The 22,618-nt window shown below is 65.2% G+C and carries 17 protein-coding genes and 3 pseudogenes; 14 read left to right on the top strand and 6 right to left on the bottom strand.

What is annotated here, in order from left to right:
- The first annotated feature begins 32 nt into the window (after window positions 1–32).
- The 3 genes and pseudogenes from ACSKB9_RS33735 (at window position 33) to ACSKB9_RS33725 (ending at window position 5,630) form a co-directional block, all read left to right on the top strand.
- Entirely contained in the window at window positions 33–689 is a 657-nt protein-coding gene (locus tag ACSKB9_RS33735) for a DsbA family protein (RefSeq protein WP_028338651.1), read from the top strand.
- A gap of 335 nt (window positions 690–1,024) precedes the next feature.
- Entirely contained in the window at window positions 1,025–4,489 is a 3,465-nt protein-coding gene (smc, locus tag ACSKB9_RS33730; RefSeq protein ID WP_438078579.1) for a chromosome segregation protein SMC, read from the top strand.
- A 152-nt stretch (window positions 4,490–4,641) separates the two neighbouring features.
- A pseudogene (locus tag ACSKB9_RS33725) lies at window positions 4,642–5,630 on the top strand (small ribosomal subunit Rsm22 family protein).
- Window positions 5,631–5,806: 176 nt separating this feature from the next.
- Here ACSKB9_RS33725 and ACSKB9_RS33720 read toward each other — a convergent pair.
- A complete protein-coding gene (locus tag ACSKB9_RS33720; protein WP_438078577.1) occupies window positions 5,807–6,892 on the bottom strand; it encodes an IS4 family transposase in 1,086 nt (361 codons plus the stop codon).
- A 309-nt stretch (window positions 6,893–7,201) separates the two neighbouring features.
- Between ACSKB9_RS33720 and ACSKB9_RS33715 the strand changes: the two genes are divergently transcribed.
- The 4 genes from ACSKB9_RS33715 to ACSKB9_RS33700 all read left to right on the top strand — a co-directional run bounded on the left by ACSKB9_RS33715 (window position 7,202) and on the right by ACSKB9_RS33700 (window position 10,780).
- Window positions 7,202–7,762, top strand: a complete 561-nt coding sequence (locus ACSKB9_RS33715) for a LemA family protein (RefSeq protein WP_016839704.1) — start codon at window positions 7,202–7,204, stop codon at window positions 7,760–7,762.
- A gap of 167 nt (window positions 7,763–7,929) precedes the next feature.
- Window positions 7,930–9,144 carry a M48 family metallopeptidase gene (locus tag ACSKB9_RS33710; protein ID WP_438078575.1) on the top strand — a complete coding sequence of 405 codons (1,215 nt, stop codon included), beginning with the start codon at window positions 7,930–7,932 and terminating at the stop codon, window positions 9,142–9,144.
- Between the two features lie 163 nt (window positions 9,145–9,307).
- Window positions 9,308–10,051, top strand: coding sequence for a hypothetical protein (locus ACSKB9_RS33705; RefSeq protein WP_438078573.1), 744 nt, complete (start codon window positions 9,308–9,310; stop codon window positions 10,049–10,051).
- A 60-nt stretch (window positions 10,052–10,111) separates the two neighbouring features.
- A complete protein-coding gene (locus ACSKB9_RS33700; RefSeq protein WP_076830282.1) occupies window positions 10,112–10,780 on the top strand; it encodes a hypothetical protein in 669 nt (222 codons plus the stop codon).
- A 156-nt stretch (window positions 10,781–10,936) separates the two neighbouring features.
- On the opposite strand, the pseudogene ACSKB9_RS33695 reads toward ACSKB9_RS33700, so the two are convergent.
- Together ACSKB9_RS33695 and ACSKB9_RS33690 are read right to left on the bottom strand one after the other, a co-directional pair.
- Window positions 10,937–11,475 (bottom strand): annotated as a pseudogene (locus tag ACSKB9_RS33695) (adenine phosphoribosyltransferase).
- A 115-nt stretch (window positions 11,476–11,590) separates the two neighbouring features.
- Window positions 11,591–13,756: an anthranilate synthase component I gene (locus ACSKB9_RS33690; protein ID WP_438078571.1), complete on the bottom strand. Its 2,166-nt coding sequence runs from the start codon at window positions 13,754–13,756 to the stop codon at window positions 11,591–11,593.
- A 356-nt stretch (window positions 13,757–14,112) separates the two neighbouring features.
- Between ACSKB9_RS33690 and ACSKB9_RS33685 the strand changes: the two genes are divergently transcribed.
- The gene (locus ACSKB9_RS33685) at window positions 14,113–15,111 is read left to right on the top strand and encodes a VOC family protein (RefSeq protein ID WP_438078569.1); all 999 of its coding nucleotides are present in this window, start codon (window positions 14,113–14,115) and stop codon (window positions 15,109–15,111) included.
- 166 nt (window positions 15,112–15,277) lie between these two features.
- On the opposite strand, the gene ACSKB9_RS33680 is transcribed toward ACSKB9_RS33685, so the two are convergent.
- From ACSKB9_RS33680 to petA, 3 genes and pseudogenes are all read right to left on the bottom strand, one after another.
- On the bottom strand, window positions 15,278–15,952 hold the full coding sequence (locus tag ACSKB9_RS33680) for a dienelactone hydrolase family protein (protein WP_092085947.1): 675 nt from the start codon (window positions 15,950–15,952) through the stop codon (window positions 15,278–15,280).
- A gap of 181 nt (window positions 15,953–16,133) precedes the next feature.
- Window positions 16,134–18,208 (bottom strand): annotated as a pseudogene (locus tag ACSKB9_RS33675) (cytochrome c1).
- 72 nt (window positions 18,209–18,280) lie between these two features.
- On the bottom strand, window positions 18,281–18,811 hold the full coding sequence (gene petA / locus ACSKB9_RS33670) for a ubiquinol-cytochrome c reductase iron-sulfur subunit (protein WP_016839713.1): 531 nt from the start codon (window positions 18,809–18,811) through the stop codon (window positions 18,281–18,283).
- A 277-nt stretch (window positions 18,812–19,088) separates the two neighbouring features.
- Here petA and ACSKB9_RS33665 point away from each other — a divergent pair, with 277 nt between their 5' ends.
- From ACSKB9_RS33665 to ACSKB9_RS33640, 6 genes are all read left to right on the top strand, one after another.
- The gene (locus ACSKB9_RS33665) at window positions 19,089–19,559 is read left to right on the top strand and encodes a tRNA (cytidine(34)-2'-O)-methyltransferase (RefSeq protein ID WP_076830277.1); all 471 of its coding nucleotides are present in this window, start codon (window positions 19,089–19,091) and stop codon (window positions 19,557–19,559) included.
- A 10-nt stretch (window positions 19,560–19,569) separates the two neighbouring features.
- Window positions 19,570–20,202, top strand: a complete 633-nt coding sequence (gene queE / locus ACSKB9_RS33660; RefSeq protein WP_438078566.1) for a 7-carboxy-7-deazaguanine synthase — start codon at window positions 19,570–19,572, stop codon at window positions 20,200–20,202.
- A 27-nt stretch (window positions 20,203–20,229) separates the two neighbouring features.
- Window positions 20,230–20,595, top strand: coding sequence for a 6-pyruvoyl trahydropterin synthase family protein (locus ACSKB9_RS33655; RefSeq protein WP_076830472.1), 366 nt, complete (start codon window positions 20,230–20,232; stop codon window positions 20,593–20,595).
- A gap of 2 nt (window positions 20,596–20,597) precedes the next feature.
- On the top strand, window positions 20,598–21,494 hold the full coding sequence (gene hemF, locus ACSKB9_RS33650; protein WP_438078564.1) for an oxygen-dependent coproporphyrinogen oxidase: 897 nt from the start codon (window positions 20,598–20,600) through the stop codon (window positions 21,492–21,494).
- Complete coding sequence (locus tag ACSKB9_RS33645; protein ID WP_438078562.1) at window positions 21,485–22,225, top strand: HAD family hydrolase; 741 nt, start codon at window positions 21,485–21,487, stop codon at window positions 22,223–22,225. Before hemF ends, ACSKB9_RS33645 begins: the two co-directional genes overlap by 10 nt.
- Window positions 22,226–22,363: 138 nt before the next feature.
- Entirely contained in the window at window positions 22,364–22,612 is a 249-nt protein-coding gene (locus ACSKB9_RS33640) for a DUF2158 domain-containing protein (RefSeq protein ID WP_438078560.1), read from the top strand.
- Window positions 22,613–22,618 lie beyond the last annotated feature (6 nt).

Genomic DNA, 22,618 nt, shown 5'->3' with positions numbered 1-22,618 from the left:
GTGGCGTGAATGCGCCAATCCGGGAGCTGACCTTGATCATCACGCGCCGCGCCTTCACCACCGCTCTCTCGCTGACCGGGCTTGCCGCCCTCGCCGGCCTGTCGCCGCTGCGCCTGATCACCGACGCGTTCGCGCAGACCGCCGCCGAGGTCGCCAAGCCACAGTCGTTGCCGGACATGGGGCTCGGCCCGCAGGACGCCAAGGTGACGATCGTCGAATACGCCTCGATGACCTGCCCGCACTGCGCCAATTTCAACGAGACCGTGTTCCCGAAGATCAAGTCGACCTACATCGACCCCGGCAAGGTCCGCTACGTGTTCCGCGAATTCCCGCTCGACATCAAGGCCGCCGCCGGCTCGATGCTGGCGCGCTGTATCGCCAAGGACGACGCGCCGAAGTATTTTGCCGTGATCGACCTGTTGTTCCGCCAGCAGAACGACTGGGTGGTGAAGAACACCACCGAGACACTGACCCGGATCGGCAAGCAGGCCGGCCTCACCCAGCAGCAGGTCGAGGACTGCCTGAAGGATCAGAAGCTGCTCGACAAGATCGCGGCCGACCAGAAATACGCCAACGAGGTGCTGAAGGTGAACTCGACGCCGACCTTCTTCGTCAACGGCGAGATGCTGAAGGGCGAGACCTCGTTCGAGGAATTCAGCAAGCACATCGATCCGCTGCTGAAGAGCTGATCGGGAGCCCGCGAACCTGATGCCTTTGTGCCTCGCTTTCGAGTTGAGGCACGATAATTGTGGATTATTTGCGATCACGGCACGCGGCCGTCGCATCATTTGGTTGTTGAAAACTTGATTCGCGTGATGCGAATCGTCGAGGACATGCAGACGCCTTAAAACCCTGCAAATCCCTTGGGAAAAGCTAGGTCAAGCGGTTGCTCCGACGCGCGGGCATCGCCATTGTCGCCGCTCATGAGAGCTGCACGCAGCTATTCACCCCAGACACCGACATTGCCATCCATGGTATTGTCACGGCAGGGAGATTCGCGCCCGGCCAAACGAGATTTGTGTACATGAAGCTCACGCGCCTCCGCCTGCACGGTTTCAAGTCGTTCGTTGAACCCACCGATTTCATGATCGAGCCGGGCCTGACCGGCGTCGTCGGACCGAACGGCTGCGGCAAATCCAATCTCGTCGAAGCGCTGCGCTGGGCGATGGGCGAGACCTCGCACAAGTCGCTGCGCGCCGCCGACATGGACGCGGTGATCTTCGCCGGTTCCGGCAACCGTCCGGCGCGCAACCACGCCGAAGTCGTGATGACGATCGACAATTCCGATCGCTCGGCGCCGGCCGCGGTGAACGACAGCCAGCTCCTGGAAATCTCCCGCCGCATCGAGCGCGAGGCCGGCTCGGTCTACCGCATCAACGGCCGCGATGTCCGTGCAAGAGATGTGCAGATCCTGTTCGCCGACGCCGCCACCGGCGCGCGGTCGCCGGCGCTGGTCCACCAGGGCAAGATCGGCGAGATCATCCAGGCCAAGCCCGAGCAGCGCCGCCGCGTGCTGGAAGACGCCGCCGGCGTGGCCGGCCTGCATGCCCGCCGTCACGAGGCGGAACTGCGGCTGAAGGCGGCCGAGACCAACCTCACCCGCGTCGAGGACGTGATCGGCCAGCTCACCGGCCAGATGGAAGGCCTGAAGAAGCAGGCGCGCCAGGCGATCCGCTACCGTGAGGTCGCGGCCAAGGTGCGCAAGTCCGAGGCGATGCTGTTCCATCTGCGCTGGATCGAGGCCAATGCCGACGTCAACGACGCTGCGCAGACCCATGATATCTCCGTGCGCGAGATGGCCGAGCGCACCCGCGAGCAGGCCGAATCCGCCCGCATCCAGGCGATCCGCGCCGCCGAATTGCCGGCGCTGCGCGATGCCGAGGCGCGCGCCGCCGCCGGCTTGCAGCGCCTGACCAACGCGCGCGAGATGCTCGACCGCGAGGAGCAGCGCGCCAAGGAGCGCGTCGGCGAGCTCGATCGCCGTCTCACCCAGTTCGCCCAGGACATCGCGCGCGAACAGCAGCAGACCTCGGATGCCGACATCGCGCTGCAGCGGCTCGACACGGAAGACGCCGAGCTGAAGGAAGAGATCAAGTCGCGCGTCGAGAAGCGCTCCGGCGTCGACGAGCGCGTCGCTGAGGCCGAGGAGATCCTGGCCGCGACCGAGCGTCAGTTCTCCGAGTTGACCACGCAGCTCGCCGATCTCACCGCCAAGCGCAACCAGCTCGAAGCCGGCGTGCGCACGCATCGCGATCGCCTCGCGCGGCTCGATCAGGAGATCGCCAGCGTCCAGGCCGAGGAATCCAGGCTCGCGCAGGAGACCGGCAATCTCGGCGACATCGACGCGCTGGCCGCCGCCATGGAGATGGCGCAGCAGACCCTTGCCGAGTCCGAGGCCGCCGTGCAGACCAGCGAGGCGCATCACGCCGCCGCGCGGCAGACGCTGGAAGCCTCGCGCAACCCGCTCACCGAAGCGGAGAAGCGCGTGCAGCGGCTCGAGACCGAAGCCCGCACCATCTCCAAGCTCGTCACCAGCGAGACCAAGAATCTGTGGCCGCCGATCATCGACGGCATCACCGTCGCCAAGGGCTATGAGAAGGCGATCGGTGCCGTGCTCGGCGACGACCTCGATGCGCCGGTGGATTCCTCGGCGCCGATGCGCTGGACCAATATCGGCGTGGCCGGTGAAGATCCGGCGCTGCCTGATGACGTCGAGCGGCTGGCCGACCATGTCCAGGCGCCGCCGGAACTGGCGCGCCGCCTGGCCCAGATCGGCGTCGTCGCCAAGGAACGCGGCGCGGCGCTGGTGTCGCAGCTGAAGACCGGCCAGCGGCTGGTGTCGCTCGAAGGCGACGTCTGGCGCTGGGACGGCTTCGTCGCCGACGCGCATGCCCCGACCGGCGCCGCCCGCCGTCTTGCCGAGCGCGCCCGTCTTGTCGACATCGAGCACGAGCTGGAACAGGCCCGCATCGATGCCGCCACCAAGCGCCAGGCGCTGGAGACGGCTGAAGAGGAACTGCGCTCGGCGTCCGCCGCCGAGGGTGCCTCGCGCGAAGCCGTCCGCGCCGCCCGCCGCGAGGCCGACACCGCGCGCGAACGTCATGCCGCCACCGAGCGCGAGATCAACCGCCACGCCGCGCGCAAATCGGCGCTGACCGAGGCGCACAGCCGCGTCGCCGCCGACCGCGCCGAGGCCGAAGCCGCGCATGAGAGCGCGGCTGCCGCGCTCGCCGAACTGCCGCCGGGTGTCGAGACCGAGGCCCAGCTCGCCGCGGTTCGCGCCGAGATCGACAACCAGCGCCGGGCCGCGGCGCAAGTCCGCGCCGAGGCGCAGGCGCTAGCCCGCGAGGCCGAGCTCGCCGACCGCCGCGTGCAGGCGATCGTTGCCGAGCGCAATGAGTGGCAGAACCGCAAGACCAGCGCCGCCTCGCAGGTCGAGACCGTCGAGGCGCGCATCGCCGAGGTGTCGGCCGAGCGCGAGGAACTCGCCAATGCGCCCGAAGTTTTCGCCGAGAAGCGCAGCGCGCTGATCACGGAGATCGAGCACGCCGAAGGCGATCGCCGCATCGCCGCCGACGCGCTGGCGACCGCGGAAGCCGCGATGGCGGAAACCGATCGCCTCGCCAAGGCCTCGCTCGAAGCGCTGTCCTCATCCCGCGAAGCTACCGCGCGCGCCGAGGAGCGTATGGAAGGCACCCGCCGCCGCCTCGCCGACATCGAGCGCGAGATCCACGACATGCTCGAGGTCGAGCCCAGCGCGGTCGTCGGCATGGCCGAGATCGAACCCGGCCAGGAGCTGCCGCCGGTCACGCAGGTCGAGGAAGAGCTCGAAAAGCTGCGCCGCGACCGCGAGCGGCTCGGCGCCGTCAATTTGCGTGCCGAGGAAGAGCTCAAGGAAGTCGAGACCCAGCACACCGCGCTGACCACCGAACGCGACGATCTGGTCGAAGCGATCAAGCGGCTGCGCCAGGGCATCCAGAGCCTCAACCGCGAGGCGCGCGAGCGCCTGCTGACCTCGTTCGAGACCGTTAACAACCACTTCAAGCGGCTGTTCACCGAGCTGTTCGGCGGCGGCGAAGCCGCGCTGCATCTGATCGAGAGCGACGATCCGCTCGAGGCCGGCCTCGAGATCATCGCCAAGCCGCCCGGCAAGAAGCCGCAGACGCTCTCGCTGCTCTCGGGCGGTGAGCAGGCGCTGACGGCGCTCGCGCTGATCTTCGCGGTGTTTCTGACCAACCCGTCGCCGATCTGCGTGCTGGACGAGGTCGACGCGCCGCTCGACGACCACAACGTCGAACGGTTCTGCACCCTGCTGAACGAGATGACCGGCTCGACCGAGACACGCTTCATCATCATCACGCACAATCCGATCACGATGGCGCGGATGAACCGGCTGTTCGGTGTCACCATGGCCGAGCGCGGCGTGTCGCAGCTGGTGTCGGTCGACCTGCAGGGCGCGGTGGACATCCTCGACCAGAACGTGGCTTAGGCGTAGCACCTACGCGTCGACGTCATTTTCTGGATACCCGCGCCTCCGCATCGTCATTGCGAGGAGCGATAGCGACGAAGCAATCCATGCCTCAGCACGCGGCGCTATGGATTGCTTCGCTCCGCTCGCAACGACGTGGGATAGTCCGTCACATGACCTCACCCGATCTCCCCGCCGAGCTGCGCGCAGCCCTCAACGCCAGGCTCGAAGGCCTGTCGCGCAGCGACGCCGCCGGCCGCGCGGCGGTGATCTCGCAGACCTATCGCGAGGGCGGCGGCTCCTCGACGATCAGGACCGAGACCGATGCGCTGGCCTATGCGCTGGCGCGGATGCCGGCGACCTATGCCGCCGTCGCAGCGAGCCTCAACGCCCTGACGGAGATCAGGCCGGACTTCGCGCCGGCGCGCCTGCTCGATGTCGGTGCCGGTCCGGGACCGCGACCTGGGCCGCCGCGGAAGCGTTCACGTCGCTGCGGGACTTCACCCTACTTGATGCCAACGGCGCGTTGCGGACGCTCGCCGAGGAGCTGTTTCACGGCAGCATTCGCCTGCACGACGCCAGCTATCAACTCGGCGAGGCGCGCGCCCTGCTCGACAAGGCCGAGCCCGCCGACCTCGTCGTCGCCAGCTACATGATCGGCGAACTCGGCGATGCCGAGCGCGGGGCGCTGGCCGATGCGCTGTGGTCGAAGACCAGCGATACGCTACTGGTCGTCGAGCCCGGTACGCCCGCCGGCTACGCGCGGATCATCGCACTCCGCGCGCGATTGATCGCTGCCGGCGCGCATGTCGTGGCCCCCTGCCCGCATGACGGCGGCTGTCCGCTGGTCGCGCCCGATTGGTGCCACTTCTCGCAGCGCCTGCAGCGCTCCCGCGCGCACAAGCAGCTCAAGGGCGCCGACGTCCCGTTCGAGGACGAGCGCTTCGCCTATGTCGCGCTGAGCCGCGCGCGCGTTGAGAACAGGCCATCGCGCGTGCTGGCGCAGCCGGACGTCGGCAAGGTCGAGATCGCGGCGAAACTGTGCACGCCCGAGGGCGTATCGGTTGCGCGGATCCCGCGCCGCGCCAGAGCCGAATACGCAAGCGCCCGGCGCTGGCGCTGGGGCGATGCGGTATCTCGTCGTCCCGGCGAAAGCCCATAGGCGCTAAGATAGTTTGATCATAGTCTGATAGTGGCGCTTATGTCTGGGTGGCTCGCGTAGATGTCGCCGGAGAGCGTGACTGGCTCTGCTGAGTAGAGCGATTGCGGGCTGTGGAATGATCGCTTGCCGTAGCGAAGCGACGAGCTGGCGCAGCAGACGCCACGTCACTGGGTGGGTCAGGCGGCGTCGGCCAAGCGGGGAGAGTCTTCGAGTTCGTCGACGAGCGGCTCGAGCAATAGAATGATCAGCAGATGAGCGAGGATATGGGGTCTGGCGGACCGCTCGTCGGTTCCGGGAGGTCCCTTCAGGCCAATCAGGCTTTTCAGCCGCTTGAAGCCGAGCTCAATGCGCCATCGCAGCCGATAGAGGGCGAGGATATCTGCAGTCGTGAAGTCCTCTGGCCTGAGTGAGGTCACCAGGATCACCCAATCTGCGGCGTCAAGTGTTTGCCTGGAGAGCTGATGACCTCCCTTTTGTGCGGTCCGGCGCGCCTTGCGTCGCGCAGCCGCAGCAGCTTGCACCGGCTTCTTCGCGGCAACCAGACGCACTGCGAGCGGCGGCGCACCTGACTTGCGCTTTATCCAAATCGGCCGATCGATCAGGCCACGCGCCGAGGCGTTGCGCAGTTCGGCAGTGAGGTCAACAAGATTACCTTCGGCATCGAGCCAGCGCGCGCTCTTCCAGCCGGCCCGGATCACGAAGTCCGCATCGGCATCGACGAGATGCGCCATGCGCTCCGGTTGCAGATAGGCGCGATCGGCAAGACGGATCTCACCGGCAACCGCCGGTATCCGATCCAGCGTCTCGCCCGCTCGCTGATCGGTCAGTTCGAAGTGACCAAAGCGCTCCTGCGGAAGATCGAACGCGCTATGGATACGCCACACTGCGTTCTTGTTCCTGCCGCTCGTCCCAGCCTTGGGGACCGTCGTGGCGTCAACAATACGGATCAGACGACCGCAGCTCGCCTTCGGCGCCGCGGCGGCAAGCGCCTGCTCGACCAAGATTGCCAGCCAATCTCCGCACTGACGTAAGCGATACAACAGAGCCACGTTGGAGATATCGACAAGCCCAACCGACGTGGCCCATGCCGCCGTCAACCGCAGCCCTTTCTCACCAAGGCAATAAGCCAAGATCAGGCGCAGCAAGTCGACCGCATTGCTGATCTCCCGCGGACGGACAAACGCCTTCGTCTTGCGCGCGCTAATGTTCAGAGCATCGGCTCCGCCAAGTTGGGCGACAACGCGCGCCCAATCTTTGTTCACAAGCGATTCGTGTGCCATTCCATCTTGGAATCACAAGCGAATCCAAGGCGCAAATCCTATTTTAGCGCCTATGGGCGAAAGCCGGGACCCATAACCACCGAAGTTTGTTGTGAGTGAAGCCGTCGCCGCTTGTGCCCCTTCCGCGGGCCGCGGCGCATGGGTCCCGGCCTTCGCCGGGACGACGGAATATGTTGAACCGATGTCGGCCAACCTTCGACTAACGCTTGCCCACCTTTCCGCGGCGGGCTGCCCTGCGCCCCGATCTTGGGCTACGGTGCCGCCGTCTCGTCCATCAGGAGCTGCCCCGTCATGTCGACCAGTTGGATCGTTATCGGCGTCATCGTGCTTCTCGTGCTGTTTGCATTCGGCGCCTACAACCGCCTCGTGGCGCTCAGCCAGCGGGTCGGACAGGCCTTTGCCGACATCGACGTGCAGCTCAAGCAGCGTCACGACCTGATCCCGAACCTAGTCGAGACGGTGAAGGGTTATGCCGCACATGAGCGCGGCACGCTCGACGACGTCATCAAGGCGCGCAATTCGGCGATGTCGGCGCAGGGCCCGGCCCAGGTCTCGGCGGCGGAAAACCAGCTCTCCGGCGCGCTCGGCCGGCTGATCGCGCTGTCGGAGGCCTATCCGGACCTCAAGGCCAACGCCAATTTCCAGCAGCTCGCCTCCGAGCTCTCCGATCTCGAGAACAAGATCGCCGCCAGCCGCCGCTTCTTCAACAACGCGGTCCAGGAATACAACACCGGCATCCAGCAGATGCCGGCCGCGCTGTTCGCCGGCATGTTCGGCTTCACCCGCAAGGATTTCTTCGACCTCGGCGCCAGCCGCACGGAGGTCGAGGCGGCGCCGAGCGTGAAGTTCTGACTACTTCCTTCGAGATGACGCCCCTTCGGTCATTCCGGGGCGATGCAACGCATCGAACCCGGAATCTCATCTCGCTCACTAATCTCGAGATTCCACAAAGCGCAATTGCGCATTGGGGTTCGCGCGTGCCGCGCGCCCCGGAATGACGGTGAGAGCGGACGCGCACCATGGCCGCCTATGGTCTCTACACGCATATCGCATCGAACAAGTTTCGTTCGATGCTGCTGCTTGCCGGCCTGTTCCTGCTGATCTACGTGCTGGTCTATGCCGGCGCGCTGGTCGCGGAGGTGATGATCGATAGCGGCCGCACCGTCGACTATTACCTGACGCGGGCCTCGCGCGACCTGATCTCGGCCTTCCCGTGGGCGACGATCGCGGCAGCGGCCTGGATCGTGATCGCCTATTTCTTCCACCAGAAGATGATCGACGCCGTCACCGGCGGCGAGAGCGTGACGCGGCAGCAAGAGCCGCGGCTCTACAATCTCCTGGAAAATCTCTGCATCTCGCGCGGCATCCCGATGCCGAAGCTGAAGGTGATGGACAGCCCGGCGCTGAATGCCTTCGCGACCGGACTGAACCGGAGCCAATACGCCATCACCGTCACCACCGGCCTGTTGAAGGCGCTGAACGATAAGGAGATCGAGGCCGTGCTCGGCCACGAGCTCACCCATATCAAGAACGGCGACGTGCAGCTGATGGTGATCGCGGTGATCATCGCCGGCGTGGTCGGCTTCTTCGGCGAGCTGTTCTTCCGCCTGTTCACGAACCTGTCGTGGAACTCGAGCGGCGGCGGTGGCGGCTGGTCGTCATCCTCACGATCGTCGTCATCCTCCTCGGACCGCGACAGCAAGGGCTCCGGTGGCGGCGCGATCATCGTGATCATCATCGCGGTCGCGCTGATCGTGCTGGCCTGGCTGCTGTCGCAAGTGGTCAAGCTCGCGCTGTCGCGCTCGCGCGAATTCCTCGCCGATGCCGGATCGGTGGAGCTGACCAAGAACCCCGACGCGATGATCTCTGCACTGCGCAAGATCGAGAACCGCGGCGAGCTGCCGGACGCCACCTCGGCGGTGATGGAACTCTGCGTCGACAATCCGCGCGAGGGGTTTGCCGACCTGTTTGCCACTCATCCCTCGGTCAAGTCCCGGGTCGACGCCCTGGTGAAATACGCCGGTGGCCACGATCCCGGACCGCTGGCGCTGCCGGACGAGACGAAGCCGCAGGATGAGCCGTCCGCAGCGGGCGACCAGCCCCCGCCGGCGACCCACGGCCCATGGGGCGATGTGCCGCCGACACAGAAGAGCAATCCGCCGGCGCTGCCGGGCAACAACCCCACGCAGGGACCATTGGGTCCTCTCCAGGGCCCTTGGGGACGACACCGCTAATCGCGCCCTAGCCTACTCAGTCCATTAAGGAAATTCCCACCAAACCCATCGTGGCCGCCTTAAGGAATTGAATTCTCCCTCGTTTCTGCCATGTTCGCGCCCAAAGCAGTGTGGGGACTTGCCGATCGCCATCGCGATCGGGAGCGCGCTTTAAGGGACTTCCATGGCAAAGCCGGTTGTGATCGTGGTGGGCGCCGACAAGGGCGGGGTCGGCAAGACCACCGTCTCGCGGACGCTCCTGGACTATTTCAGTGCCAATAACGTGCAGACCCGGGCGTTCGACACCGAATCGCCGCGCGGCACGCTGAAGCGCTTCCATCCTGACATCACCGAGATCGTCGACATGACGACGACCGCGGACCAGATGAAGATCTTCGACACGCTGAACTCGGGGCCCTCGGTTACCGTGATCGACGTCCGCGCCGGCCTGTTGTCGCCCGCGCTGGCCTCGCTGCGCGATATCGGCTTCCTCGACGCGGCGCGTTCCGGCCAGATCACCTTCGCCGTGTTCCATATCCTCGGCCCGTCGATCGCTTCGCTGGACGAGATCGCCGAAACCGCCAACTTCATGACCGGCGCGAAATATTTCCTGGTGAAGAACTTCATCAACGACACCCAGTTCTTCCAGTGGGACCAAGCGACCTACAATTCCTACTTCCACCGCATCAAGGATGCCGTGGACCTGACCATCCCGAAGCTCAACGAAATGGCCTATGAGCAGGTCGAGGTCTCCTCGGTTCCGTTCCTGAAATTCGTCGCCAACAAGGGCATCAACGACGACGCCGCGAACTACTCCTTCGTGCTGCGCGGCTATGTCCGGCATTGGCTCGCCAATGTCTGGAGCGAGTTCGACCGGATCAAGCTGACCGACCTGGTCGGCGCCAAGTCGGCCAAAGGCGAAAAATAGTCGGACCTTCGACCTTGATGGGGCTGGATTAGGCGAAAATTTGGCCTGATATAGCGGGCGATGTCATCCACGCCCGTTTACATCATCTGCTCGCCCCGCCCGCAGGTCGGCAAGACGCTGATCGCGCGGCTGCTCGGCGAATTCCTGCTGCTCAAGAACGGCGACGTGGTCTGCTACGACATCAATCTGAAGGAGCCGTCGCTGCTCGACTACCTGCCGCGGATCACCGAAACGGCAGATGTCATCGACACCTACGGCAAGATGCAGCTGATGGATCGCGTCATCGTCAATGACGGCATCGGCAAGGTGATCGACCTCGGCTACCACGCCTTCGACGAATTCTTCAAAATGTGCGACGAGATCGGGCTGATGAAGGAGGCGCTGCGCCGCCGCGTCTCACCCGTGATCCTGTACGTCGCCGATACCGACCGCGCCTCGGTGCGCGGCTACCAGACGCTGCTCGGCACGATCCCGCCGAATGCGCTGATCGTCATCGACAACGAGTTCGTGGTGCGCGGCGAGTTGCCGCCGGTCATGACCGCCAGCCGGGTGCTGCGCTTCCGCGCGCTGCCGGTGTTCCTGAAGACCTATATCGACCGGCTGAACTTCTCCTTCACCGGCTATCTGCGCCAGGAAAGGGATTCATCGACCGAGCTGCATCAATGGATCCGGCGGAATTACACGACGTTCCGCGATCTCGAATTGAGCATGCTGCTGCAGCGGGGATGACTTCTGCTCCCTCGCCCCGCTCTTGCGGGAGAGGGTCGGGATGAGGGGCTGGTTCCGCAAATTCGACCGAGATTGGAGTGCGCGGAGAGTCCCCTCACCCGGATCGCATCTTCGATGCGATCCGGCCTCTCCCGCAAGCGGGGCGAGGCTAAGAGATCAATGCCCCTCGAACGCCATCAGCGTGCGCACCGGAACGTCCATCGCGCGCAGCTTGGCCGCGCCGCCGAGGTCAGGCAGGTCGACGATGAAGCAGGCGGCGACCACATTGGCGCCGATCTGGCGCAGCAGCTTCACCGCGCCCTCCGCGGTGCCGCCGGTCGCGATCAGATCGTCGACCAGGATCACGCGCTCGCCCGGCTGCACGGCGTCGGCATGCATCTCCATCTCGTCGATGCCGTATTCAAGCGAGTAGGCAATCCGCACCGTGGTGTGCGGCAGCTTGCCCTTCTTGCGGATCGGCACGAAGCCGGCGGAGAGCTGATGCGCCACCGCGCCGCCGAGGATGAAGCCGCGGGCCTCGATGCCGGCGACCTTGTCGACCTTCGCCCCGCCCAGGGATGCACCAGCTCATCGACGGCCCGGCGGAAGGCGCGGGCATCCGCCAGCAGCGTCGTGATGTCGCGAAACAGGATGCCCTTCTTCGGGTAGTCCGGGATGGTGCGAACGGTCGCCTTGATGTCGTGGTCGAAGGTCATTGGTCTCGCTCTGAGGGTCATTCCGGGGCGATGCGAAGCATCGAACCTGGAATCTCGTCATTCCGGGTCTGGTGCTAACGCACCATCCCGGAATGACGATGGTTAAACTTAGCCTTCACTTGCTACTCACATTAAGCCGGAATGCATTCTCGACAATGCGCAGGCCGACCTCGTTGCCGAGCGACATCAGCGATTCCGGGTGGAATTGCACGCCGCCGACCGGCAGGGTCTTGTGCTCGATCACCATCGCGACGCCGTCTTCGGTGGTCGCGGTCACCGCCAGCACCTCGGGCACGCTGTCGCGCTCGACATAGAGCGAGTGGTAGCGGCCGATCACGATCTCATTGGGCAGGTTCTGCATCAGCCGGCCACCACGCACCTGGACGCGCGAGGGACGGCCATGCGCGGGCTGGCCGAGCTGGCCAAGCTGGCCGCCGAAATACTCGCCGATCGCCTGCACGCCGAGGCAGACGCCGAAGATCGGCAGCTGCTTCTCCAGCGCGGTGTCGATGGTCTTCGCGATGCCGAAATCCTCCGGGCGCCCCGGCCCGGGCGACAGCACCAGGAGGTCCCAGCCCTTCTTCTTGAGCATGTCCTGGGCATGGATATGCCTGACCACGGTGACGTTGGCACCGACCTGGCGGAAGTAATCGGCCAGCATGTGCACGAAGCTGTCGTCGTGATCGATCAGGAGCACGTTCTTGCCGGAGCCGGTGGCGTCGGGCGCGAAATCCGACAGCGGCTTCGGCGGATCGCCGCGCAGCGCCTGGAACAGCGCCGCCGCCTTGACCTGGCACTCGCGATCCTCGGCGGCCGGATCGGAGTCGAACAGGCAGGTTGCGCCGACGCGCACCTCGGCGAGGCCATCCTTCATCCGGATGGTCCGGATGGTGAGCCCGGTATTGATGCTGCCGTCGAAATTGACGCAGCCGATCGCGCCGGCATACCAGCGCCGCGGCGACCGCTCGTGGTCCTCGACGAACTGCATCGCCCACAGTTTCGGCGCGCCGGTCACCGTCACGGCCCAGGCATGGGTCAGGAAGGCGTCGAGCGAATCGAAGCCCGGCCGCAGCATGCCCTCGACGTGATCGACGGTGTGGAACAGCTTTGAGTAGGTCTCGATCTGACGCCGCGCCAGCACCTTGATGGTGCCGGGCACGCAGACGCGCGCCTTGTCGTTGCGATCGACGTCGGTGCACATGTTGAGCTCGAACTCGTCCTTCTCCGAGTTCAGGAGCTTGCGGATCTGCTCGGCATCGCCGATCGAGTCCGAACCGCGCGCGATGGTGCCCGAGATCGGGCAGGTCTCGACCCGGCGGCCGTCGGAGCGCACGAACATCTCCGGCGACGCGGAGACCAGAAATTCGCCGTCGCCGAGATTCATCAGCGCGCCATAGGGCGACGGATTGATGCGGCAGAGCCGCTGGAACACTTCCGCCGGCGAGCGCTCGCAGGGCTCGGCGAACAGCTGCCCGGGCACCGCCTCGAACAGGTCGCCGCGGGCAAACGCTGCGCGCGCGACCTCGACAGTCGCCTGATATTCGCCGGGCGCGTGATCGGCAAAGCCTTGCCGGCCGTTCCTGGCGTAGAGGCTCGGCGCGGTCTCCTGCGGCAGGCCGGCGGTGGATTTGCCCTTCCACGCGAACTCGTAAGTGAGCGCCACGCCGCGGCCGGTGGCGCGGTCATAGGCCAGCAGCCGGTCCGGCACGTAGAGCACGATGTCGCGCTGGTCGGCCTCGCGGGCGCGCTTCTGCACCAGGTCCTCGATCTGGAACACGAGGTCGTAGGCGAAGGCGCCGAACAGGCCGAGCAGCGGATCGGCATTGGAGGTGAACGCCGCCACCATGTCGCGCACCAGCGACATCACGCTGGCGCGGCGGGTGCGCTGGTCTTCCTCGACCGGCGCGGCGCCGCGGATGATGTGGCCGGCGAGCCGCGTTGCGCTCCGCTCTGAGATCACGACGCAGGGCTCGCGCAGCACGTCGCCGAGGAAGGCGATCAGGACCTCGCCGCGCGGGTTCAGCGCCTGCAACGAGAAGTTCGTACCTGACGTCTCCAGCACCAGCGGCGGATCGGCAAAGCCGAGGTCAAAGCTCTCGTAGCGGCCCGGTACCGTCGTGCCCGAGGACAGCACCACGCCGCGGCGGCGGTCCAGTAGCGCGATCAAATCGTCGAGGCGGTTGGCGCCGCCGGTGAACTGCTCGATCACGCGCGCGACCGCAAGGCCGCCATTGGTCAGATATTCGCTCTTGGCCGGCAGGGAGAAGACTGTCCTGTTCATGTGATCCTCTTACGAGACTTGCCGAGAGAGCGCCACACAGGACAAACGAAGGGCAAATAAACTAACCATCGGTCGCACTGCGATGGCGACCTTCGACGTTTGTGAAAAAAGAAAACGCACCGGCCACCTAAGAGAAGGTGGGCCACCAACGACGGGATGGGCTGGCAACGGTGCTCATGCCCGTTACTCACCACCCGGCGCGGGCCGTGTCAAGGGATGGCCCGGCAGCCCTACCCCAAGGCGGGACGCCCCCTGGACGGCATTTTCGGGGTTTGAAGGGGCAAGAAACCGCGTAGCATTTGCCGAAATGGCGGCCGGCCGGCCGCCCAAAAAACAGACAGATAGCGGAGGCGCAGATGGCGATTTTGGGTCTCGGATATGCCGGCTTCGGCTCCGACGCGCTCGACGACTGGCGGCGGTTCGGCACTGGCCTCGTCGGGCTGCAGGCGGTCGAACGCGGCAATTCGCTGCTCGCGCTCCGGATGGACGACCGCAAGCAACGCATCGTGATCGACCGCGCTCAGGGCGAAGGCACCCGGTTCTTCGGCTGGGAGGTGGCTGACAGTGCGGCCCTCGATGCGCTGGCGGCACGGCTGGAGCGCGCCGGCGTCGCGGTGACATCAGAGCCGCTGGCGCTCGCAGATAGCAGGCGGGTGCGCGGCCTGATCTCGTTTCGCGATCCCGCCGGCAACCGCCTCGAGGCGTTTCATGGCGCCGAGATCGACGACACGCCGTTCAGGCCGGGGCGCTCGATCTCCGGCTTCCGCACCGGGCCGCTCGGCCTCGGCCACGCGGTGCTGACCGTCGAGCACATCGCCCCGGTGATCAGCTTCTATGTCGACGTGCTCGGTTTCGGCTTAAGCGACTACATCGAAAAACCGTTCCGCGCCTATTTCTTCCACGTCAATGCCCGCCATCACTCGCTGGCGCTGATCGAGACCGGCACGAACGGCATGCATCATCTGATGGTCGAGTTGTTCTCGCTCGACGATGTCGGCCAAGCCTACGACGTCGCCCAGCAGGAAGATCGCGTCAACGTCACGCTCGGCCGTCACACCAACGACCTGATGACGTCGTTCTACGCGAGGTCGCCGTCCGCCTTCATGGTCGAGTGCGGCTGGGGCGGCCGCGAGATCGATCCGGCGAACTGGACACCGTTCGAGATGCATGACGGCCCAAGCCTGTGGGGCCACGAGCGGGTCTGGCTGTCGCCGGAGGACCGCGCTGTCGCGCGCGAGATGCGGATGCGCGCCGCCGCCGAGGGCAAGCGCGCACCGGTGCAGGTGATGGAAGGCAATTTCAGGCTGATGTCGGGGACCTGCCCGTGGTGGGACGGGGTGAAGGCGGAGAGTTAGATCTCGCCGTCGTCCCTGCCTAGTGCGCAATTGCGCACGGGAGCAGGGACCCATAACCACAGGGCCTAGTTATTTGGCGAGATGACTGCCAGCGTGCCCATGCAAAAGCCACGGCGTATGGGTCCCGGCCTTCGCCGGGACAACGCCGGTGGTTTTGGCAATCGCCTTACCCCAGGTGCTTCTTGAAGAAGTCCGTGGCGCGGCCCCAGGCGAGTTCGGCGGCCTCGCGGTCGTGCACCGACTGGCGCTGCTCGTTGACGAAGGCGTGCTCGGCGTCATAGCGGAACAGCTCGAGCGATTTGCCGGCGGCCTTCATCGCCTTCTCGAAATTGCTGACGAGCTCCGGCGTGCACCAATCGTCCTTGTTGGCGAAATGCGCCTGCAGCGGAATCCTGACATCGGCGGGCTTGGCGGCCTGCTCCGGCGGGATGCCGTAGAACACGACGCCCGCGGTCAATTCCGGCACGTGCACCGAGCCGATGATGGTCACCGCGCCGCCAAGGCAGAAGCCGGTCAGGCCGACCTTGGCGCCGTTCTTGGCGAGATACTGCGCAGCACCACGCACCGTCTGCGTGGTGGCGTCCATGAAGTCGAGCGAATTCATCTCTTTGCCGGCGGCGTCGGTGTCGTGATACGGCACCACCTTACCCTTGTAGAGATCGGGCGCCAGCGCATCGAAGCCGGCCACCGCGAAGCGGTCGCACAGGCCCCTGATCTGGTCCGACAGGCCCCACCATTCCTGGATCACGACGACACCGGGCGCGTTGCCGCGCGCTGCATTGGCGAGATAGCCCGACGCATCCTTGCCGTCCGGACGCTTGAAGCTGATGCTGGTACCCATGAGTTCCTCCGCAATGTTTGCCGGCTGATTGGCCGGCATCTTGTCCGCACTCGGCGGCCGACGCAATTGACGACACTGTCATTCCGGGTTCGATGCTACCGCATCGCCCGAATGACGGAGAGATTGCAAACAAAAAAGCCCCCGAAGGGGCTTTTTCAAACTCGCTATACCTTACCCGAGATCAGTGGGCGTTGGCCCAGACCTTGCGCTTGGTGAAGTACATCAGGAAGGCGAAGACGACCAGGAAGAAGAACACCTGCATGCCGATCCGCTTGCGCTCCTCCATGTGCGGCTCGGCCGCCCACATCAGGAACGTGGTGACGTCATGCGCGTACTGCTTGACCGTCGCCGGCGAACCGTCGTCGAAGGTCACCTGACCATCGGACAGCGGCTTCGGCATCTTGATGGCGTGGCCGGGGAAGTACTTGTTGTAGTACGAGCCCTCCGGGATCGTGACGCCCGCCGGAGCCTTGTCCTCGAAGCCCTGCAGGATGGCGTCGACGTAGTCGGGTCCCTGCTCCTGGTACTGGGTGAAGAAGTCGATCGCGAACTGCGGGAAGCCGCGCTTGTAGGACCGCGCCTTGGTGATCAGCGAGAGGTCGGGCGGCGCCGCGCCGCCATTGGCCGCGCGCGCGGCCTGCTCGTTCGGGAACGGCGACGGGAAATAATCCGCCGGGCGGCCCGGACGCTCGAACATCTCGCCCTGGTCGTTCGGACCGTCCTTGATCTTGTACTCGGACGCGAAGGCCGCCGCCTGCGCCGGCGAATAGCCGGGACCGCCGGGATCGGCGAGGTTGCGGAACGCGACATAGGACAGGCCGTGACAGGCGGCACAGACTTCCTTGTAGACCTTCAAGCCGCGCTGCAGCGAGCCACGGTCATAGGTGCCGAAAGGACCGGAGAACGACCACTTCTGGGCCGGCGGCGCGTTGCCACCCTCCTCGGCCTTGGCGTTCTGGGTGCCGCCGACGAGCAGGCTGCCGGCCACGACCATCGCGAGCATCACAGAGGCCGCGGTCGGCGGCCCTGCCCTTGCTCTTCGCCAGCACGTCGTCGGCGATCGAGTTCGGCACCGGACGCGGCGTCTCGATGCGGGCGAGCAGCGGCAGCACAATCAGGAAGTAGGCGAAGTAGCAGACCGTCAGGATGCGGCCGGCGATCACATAGATGCCTTCCGGCGGCTGCGAGCCGAGGTAACCGAGCAGGATGCAGACCACCACGAAGATCCAGAAGAACTGCTTGGCCAGCGGGCGATACTTCGACGAACGGGTCCGTGCGCTGTCGAGCCAGGGCAGGAAGCACAGGATGATGATCGCCGAGAACATCGCCACGACGCCGGCGAGCTTGTTTCGGGATCGAACGCAGGATCGCGTAGAATGGCAGGTAGTACCATTCAGGCACGATGTGCGCCGGCGTCACGCCCGGGTTCGCCGGGATGTAGTTGTCGGCGTCGCCGAGATAGTTCGGCATGTAGAAGATGAACCAGGCGAAGAAGATCAGGAAGCAGGACACGCCGAACATGTCCTTGATCGTCGCATACGGCGTGAACGCAACGGTGTCCTTCTCGGTCTTGGCCTCGACGCCGGCCGGGTTGTTCTGACCCGCGACGTGCAGCGCCCAGACGTGCAGCACGACCACGCCGGCGATCACGAACGGGAGCAGATAGTGCAGCGAGAAGAAGCGGTTCAGCGTCGGGTTGCCGACCGAATAGCCGCCCCACAGCAGGGTCACGATGCTCTCGCCGAAATAGGGCACGGCCGAGAACAGATTGGTGATGACGGTGGCGCCCCAGAAGCTCATCTGGCCCCACGGCAGCACGTAGCCCATGAAGCCCGTCGCCATCATCAGGAGATAGATGATGACGCCGAGAATCCACAGCACCTCACGCGGCTCCTTGTACGACCCGTAATAGAGGCCGCGGAACATATGGATGTAGACGGCGAAGAAGAACATCGACGCGCCGCACGCATGCATGTTGCGCAGCAGCCAGCCGTAATTGACGTCGCGGACGATCAGCTCGACCGACTTGAAGGCGAGGTCGGCGTGCGGCGTGTAGTGCATCGCCAGGATCACGCCGGTCAGGATCTGCAGCGCCAGCATCATCGAAAGGATGGCGCCGAAGGTCCACCAGTAGTTCAGGTTGCGCGGCGTCGGATAGGCCACGAACGAGGAGTGGATCAGGCCGAAGATCGGAAGGCGCCGTTCGATCCACTTCAAGGCGGGGTTGCTCGGTTGGAAATCAGATGGTCCGCTCATTGATGCGATCCTGAAGAAGAAAAACGACGCGATGGGTCCAAGTGGAAGCTGAAATCCCGGAGGGGCCGGGACTTAGCCGATCTGGATTTTGGTGTCGGAAAGGAAGGCGTAAGGCGGCACCGCCAGGTTGGCGGGCGCCGGCCCCTGGCGGATACGACCGGAGGAGTCGTACTGCGAGCCGTGGCAGGGGCAGAAGAAGCCGTCGTAATTGCCTTCATGGGCGATCGGGATGCAGCCGAGATGGGTGCAGATGCCGATCACAACCAGCCACTGGTCGTGGCCGGCCTTGACGCGGGCCGAGTCGGGCTGCGGATCGGGCAGGCTCGAGAGCGCCACGCTCTGGGCCTCCTGGATCTGCTTCTTGGTGCGATGGCTGATGTAGATCGGCTTGCCGCGCCAGAAGACCTTGATGTCCTGGCCCTCGGCGATCGGCGTCAGATCGACCTCGATCGGCGCGCCGGCCGCGATCGTCGCGGCATCCGGGTTCATCTGCGCAACCAGCGGCCAGACGGTGGCGGCTGCGCCGACCGCGGCGGCTGCTCCGGTTGCAACAAAGAGAAAATCACGGCGTGTCGGATGGTCCGCCGAAGACGCTGTCGTCACGATTCCTAGCCCTTTCTTTTCTGCAGCCGGTGGAACCGCCCTGGAGACGCAGGACGCGCCCCAAGAAAGGCTGCCGGCGCCCGCGGCCCCCGCGGCGGCAGAAAACCGCTATTCCCCACCCCAAATGGCGGAACAGCAGTCCAGAATCGTTCTATTGGCACCCTTGCCGGACGAGCGCAAGCCCGCTATCGGCTCGCACACGTGCAATGCACGAAATCCGCGCCGAGCGATGTTTTATTGAGACAATTTCATCCGGATTTCACAGGCCGCCCGCACCATGCAGATCGCGCTGTTCCAGCCCGACATCCCCCAGAATACAGGGACGATTCTGCGCCTCTGCGCTTGCCTGGACGTGGCAGCCCATATCATCGAACCGGCGGGATTCGACACCTCGGACCGGAATTTCCGCCGGGCGGGTATGGACTATCTCGACCATGTGCGGTTGAAGCGTCACGACTCATGGTCGAAATTCGAGGAATGGCGGGCCGAGACCGGATGCCGGCTGGTGCTGTTCACGACCAAGGCGGCGAAATCCTATCTTGATTTCGCGTATACGGCCTCCGATGTCCTGCTGTTCGGGCGCGAGACGGCAGGGGTGACCGACGCGGTGGTGGCCGCTGCGGATGCGCGGCTGGTGATTCCGATCCGGCCGACCATGCGTTCGCTCAATGTGGCCGTCACAGCGGCCATGGCCGTCGGCGAGGCGCTGCGGCAAACCGGTACAGGAATTGCCGGTTCGGCAACTTAAGGGATTTTTGGTGAGCTACGCGGTCAAGGAGATCTTTCTCACCCTGCAGGGCGAAGGCGCCCATGCGGGCCGGGCCTCCGTGTTCTGCCGCTTCGCCGGCTGCAACCTCTGGAGCGGCCGCGAGCAGGACCGCGCCGGCGCGGTCTGCAAGTTCTGCGACACCGATTTCGTCGGCACCGACGGCACGCTGGGCGGCCGCTATGTGACCGCAGAAGAGCTTGCCGGCACCATTGCCGCGCAATGGACAGGAGGCGAGGCCGACCGCTACGTCGTCCTGACCGGGGGCGAACCGCTGCTGCAGGTCGACGCGGCCTTGATCGATGCCCTGCACGGCCACGGCTTTGCGATCGCGATCGAGACCAACGGCACCATCGTCCCGCCCGACGGGCTCGACTGGATCTGCGTCAGTCCCAAGGCCGCGGCCGAGCTCGTGATCCGCAAGGGGCACGAGCTCAAACTGGTCTATCCGCAAATGGAGAACGCACCGGAGGATTTCGCCGGCCTCGCCTTCGAGCGCTTCTCGCTGCAGCCGATGGACGGCCCCGACGTGATCGAGAATACCGAGCGGGCGATCGCCTATTGCCTGAAGCACCCGCAATGGCGCCTTAGCGTGCAGACGCACAAGTCGCTCGGCATTAGATGAACTAACAGAATCGGATTGTTGAACGAGATGTGGGAATTGACGAAAGCGTTTCGGTTCGAGGCTGCGCATGCGCTGTCCGGAACGACCTTTGGCGCCGCCAGCGAGGAGATTCACGGCCACTCCTTTCGAGCCGAAGTTACCGTCCGCGGCACGCCCGACCCCGCGACCGGTATGGTGGTCGATCTCGGCCTCCTCGAACGCGCCATGGCCGAGGTGCAGAAGACGCTCGACCATAAGTTCCTGAACAAGATCGAGGCGATCGGCGTGCCGACGCTGGAGAATTTGTCGCGCTTCATCTGGGAGCGCTTGCAACACGCAGGCAAGCTGACCCGCGTCAGCGTCCATCGCGACAGCTGCAACGAAAGCTGCACCTATTTTGGCCCGCAAGGTTAGTCATGCTGCCAACAGATCCCGCCATCATCGAGGACCGCAAGGCGCGTGCGCGCGGCTGGTTCGAGGCGCTACGCAACGACATCTGCGCCGCCTTCGAGAAGCTCGAGGACGACGCCCCGTCCACGCTTTATCCCGGCGCCGCCGGCCGGTTCGCGCGGACCCCCTGGGACCGCACCGACCACACCGGCAAGCCGGGCGGCGGCGGCGTGATGTCGATCATGAAGGGCCGGCTGTTCGAAAAGGTCGGCGTGCACTGCTCGACCGTGCACGGCGAATTCGCCCCCGAATTCCGCGCGCAAATTCCAGGTGCCGCCGACGATCCGCGATTTTGGGCATCGGGCATTTCACTGATCGCGCATCTGCGCAATCCGAATGTACCCGCCGTGCACATGAACACCCGCTTCGTCGTCACCACCAAGGCGTGGTTCGGCGGCGGCGCCGACCTGACGCCGGTGCTGAACCGGCGACGCACTCAGGAGGACCCCGATACGGTCGCCTTCCATGCCGCGATGAAGGAAGCGTGCAGCGGGCCGAACGGCGCTGCCGACTACGACAAGTACAAGAAATGGTGCGACGAGTATTTCTATCTGCCACACCGCAAGGAAGCCCGCGGCATCGGCGGCATCTTCTATGACTGGCACGACAGCGGCGACTGGGAGGCAGATCTCGCCTTCACCCAGGACGTCGGGCGCAGCTTCCTGAAGATCTATCCCGACCTGGTGCGGCGCAATTTCGCGGCCGCCTGGAGCGCGGAGGATCGCGACGAGCAGCTGGTCCGCCGCGGACGCTATGTCGAGTTCAACCTGCTCTATGATCGCGGCACGATCTTCGGCCTGAAGACCGGCGGCAATGTGGATTCGATCCTGTCGTCGCTGCCGCCGGAGGTGAAATGGCCGTGATGAACCTGCCGCGCGCGATGCTGATCGACATGGATGACACCATCCTGTCGGCCTATGGACGCCCCGAGATCGCCTGGAACACGATCACCACGGAGTTCGCCGCGGAGCTGGCGCCCCTGCCCCCGGATCAGGTCGCGACGGCGCTGTTGGCCTACGCGCGGCAATTCTGGTCGACCGCCGAGCCGATCTGGCGGATCAAGCTCGGCGAGGCGCGGCGGCTCACCGTGAAGGGCGGCTTCGCGGCGCTTGCGGCGGCCGGTCACCGCGCGCTGCCCGACGATCTCGCCGACCGCATCGCCGATCGCTTCACCGCCTACCGCGAGGAGGAGATGTTCGTCTTCCCCGGCGCGCATGAAGCGATCGATGCGTTGAAGGCGCTTGGCATCAAGCTCGCGCTGGTCACCAACGGCGCCGCCGACATGCAGCGCGCCAAGGTCGAGCGCTTCGCGCTCGGCCATCGTTTCGATCACATCCAGATCGAGGGAGAGCACGGCTTCGGCAAGCCGGAGGAGCGCGCCTACCTGCACGCGATGGAAGCGCTCGGCGTCACCGCACCGGACACCTGGATGATCGGCGACAATCTCGAGTGGGAAGTCGTGGCGCCACAGCGGCTTGGCATCTACGCGATCTGGATGGACGTGCACGGTGTCGGGCTGCCGCCGGGATCGACGGTGAAGCCGGACCGCATCATCCGCTCGCTGGGCGAACTGGTTCCGGCCGCGCGGAAATAACGCAGCGGCTGATTTCACAGCAAATCCACTGCGCCAGGCGCCGGCCGTGATTTGACTGTCATCACCAGTCGCTAGCCTGCCGCCCGCGTCATCCAGCGCGGAGGGAAAATCATGGAACTGAAACCAGGCGATGTTGTCATGCTGAAGTCCGGCGGCCATCCGATCACGGTCGTCGAAATCGACGATGACAAGGTCGAGTGCCTGTGGATGGGTACGGACGGCGATCTGTTTCGCGAAACCTTGCCGCTCGTCGCGCTCGAATCGACCGAGCTCGATCCGGAGGACGATGAAGAGGAAGACGACGAAGACGAGCACGACGCGGAAGAAGAGGACGACGAGGACGAAGACGACGACGGCGACCGCAAGAAGAAGCGCAAGGCGGCGTGAGATCAG

Origin of the sequence: Bradyrhizobium sp. BR 1433 (assembly GCF_051547665.1) — a bacterium.
In the GTDB taxonomy this organism is placed as follows: Bacteria; Pseudomonadota; Alphaproteobacteria; order Rhizobiales; family Xanthobacteraceae; genus Bradyrhizobium; species Bradyrhizobium australafricanum.
This window is presented reverse-complemented; position numbering and strand designations above follow the sequence as displayed.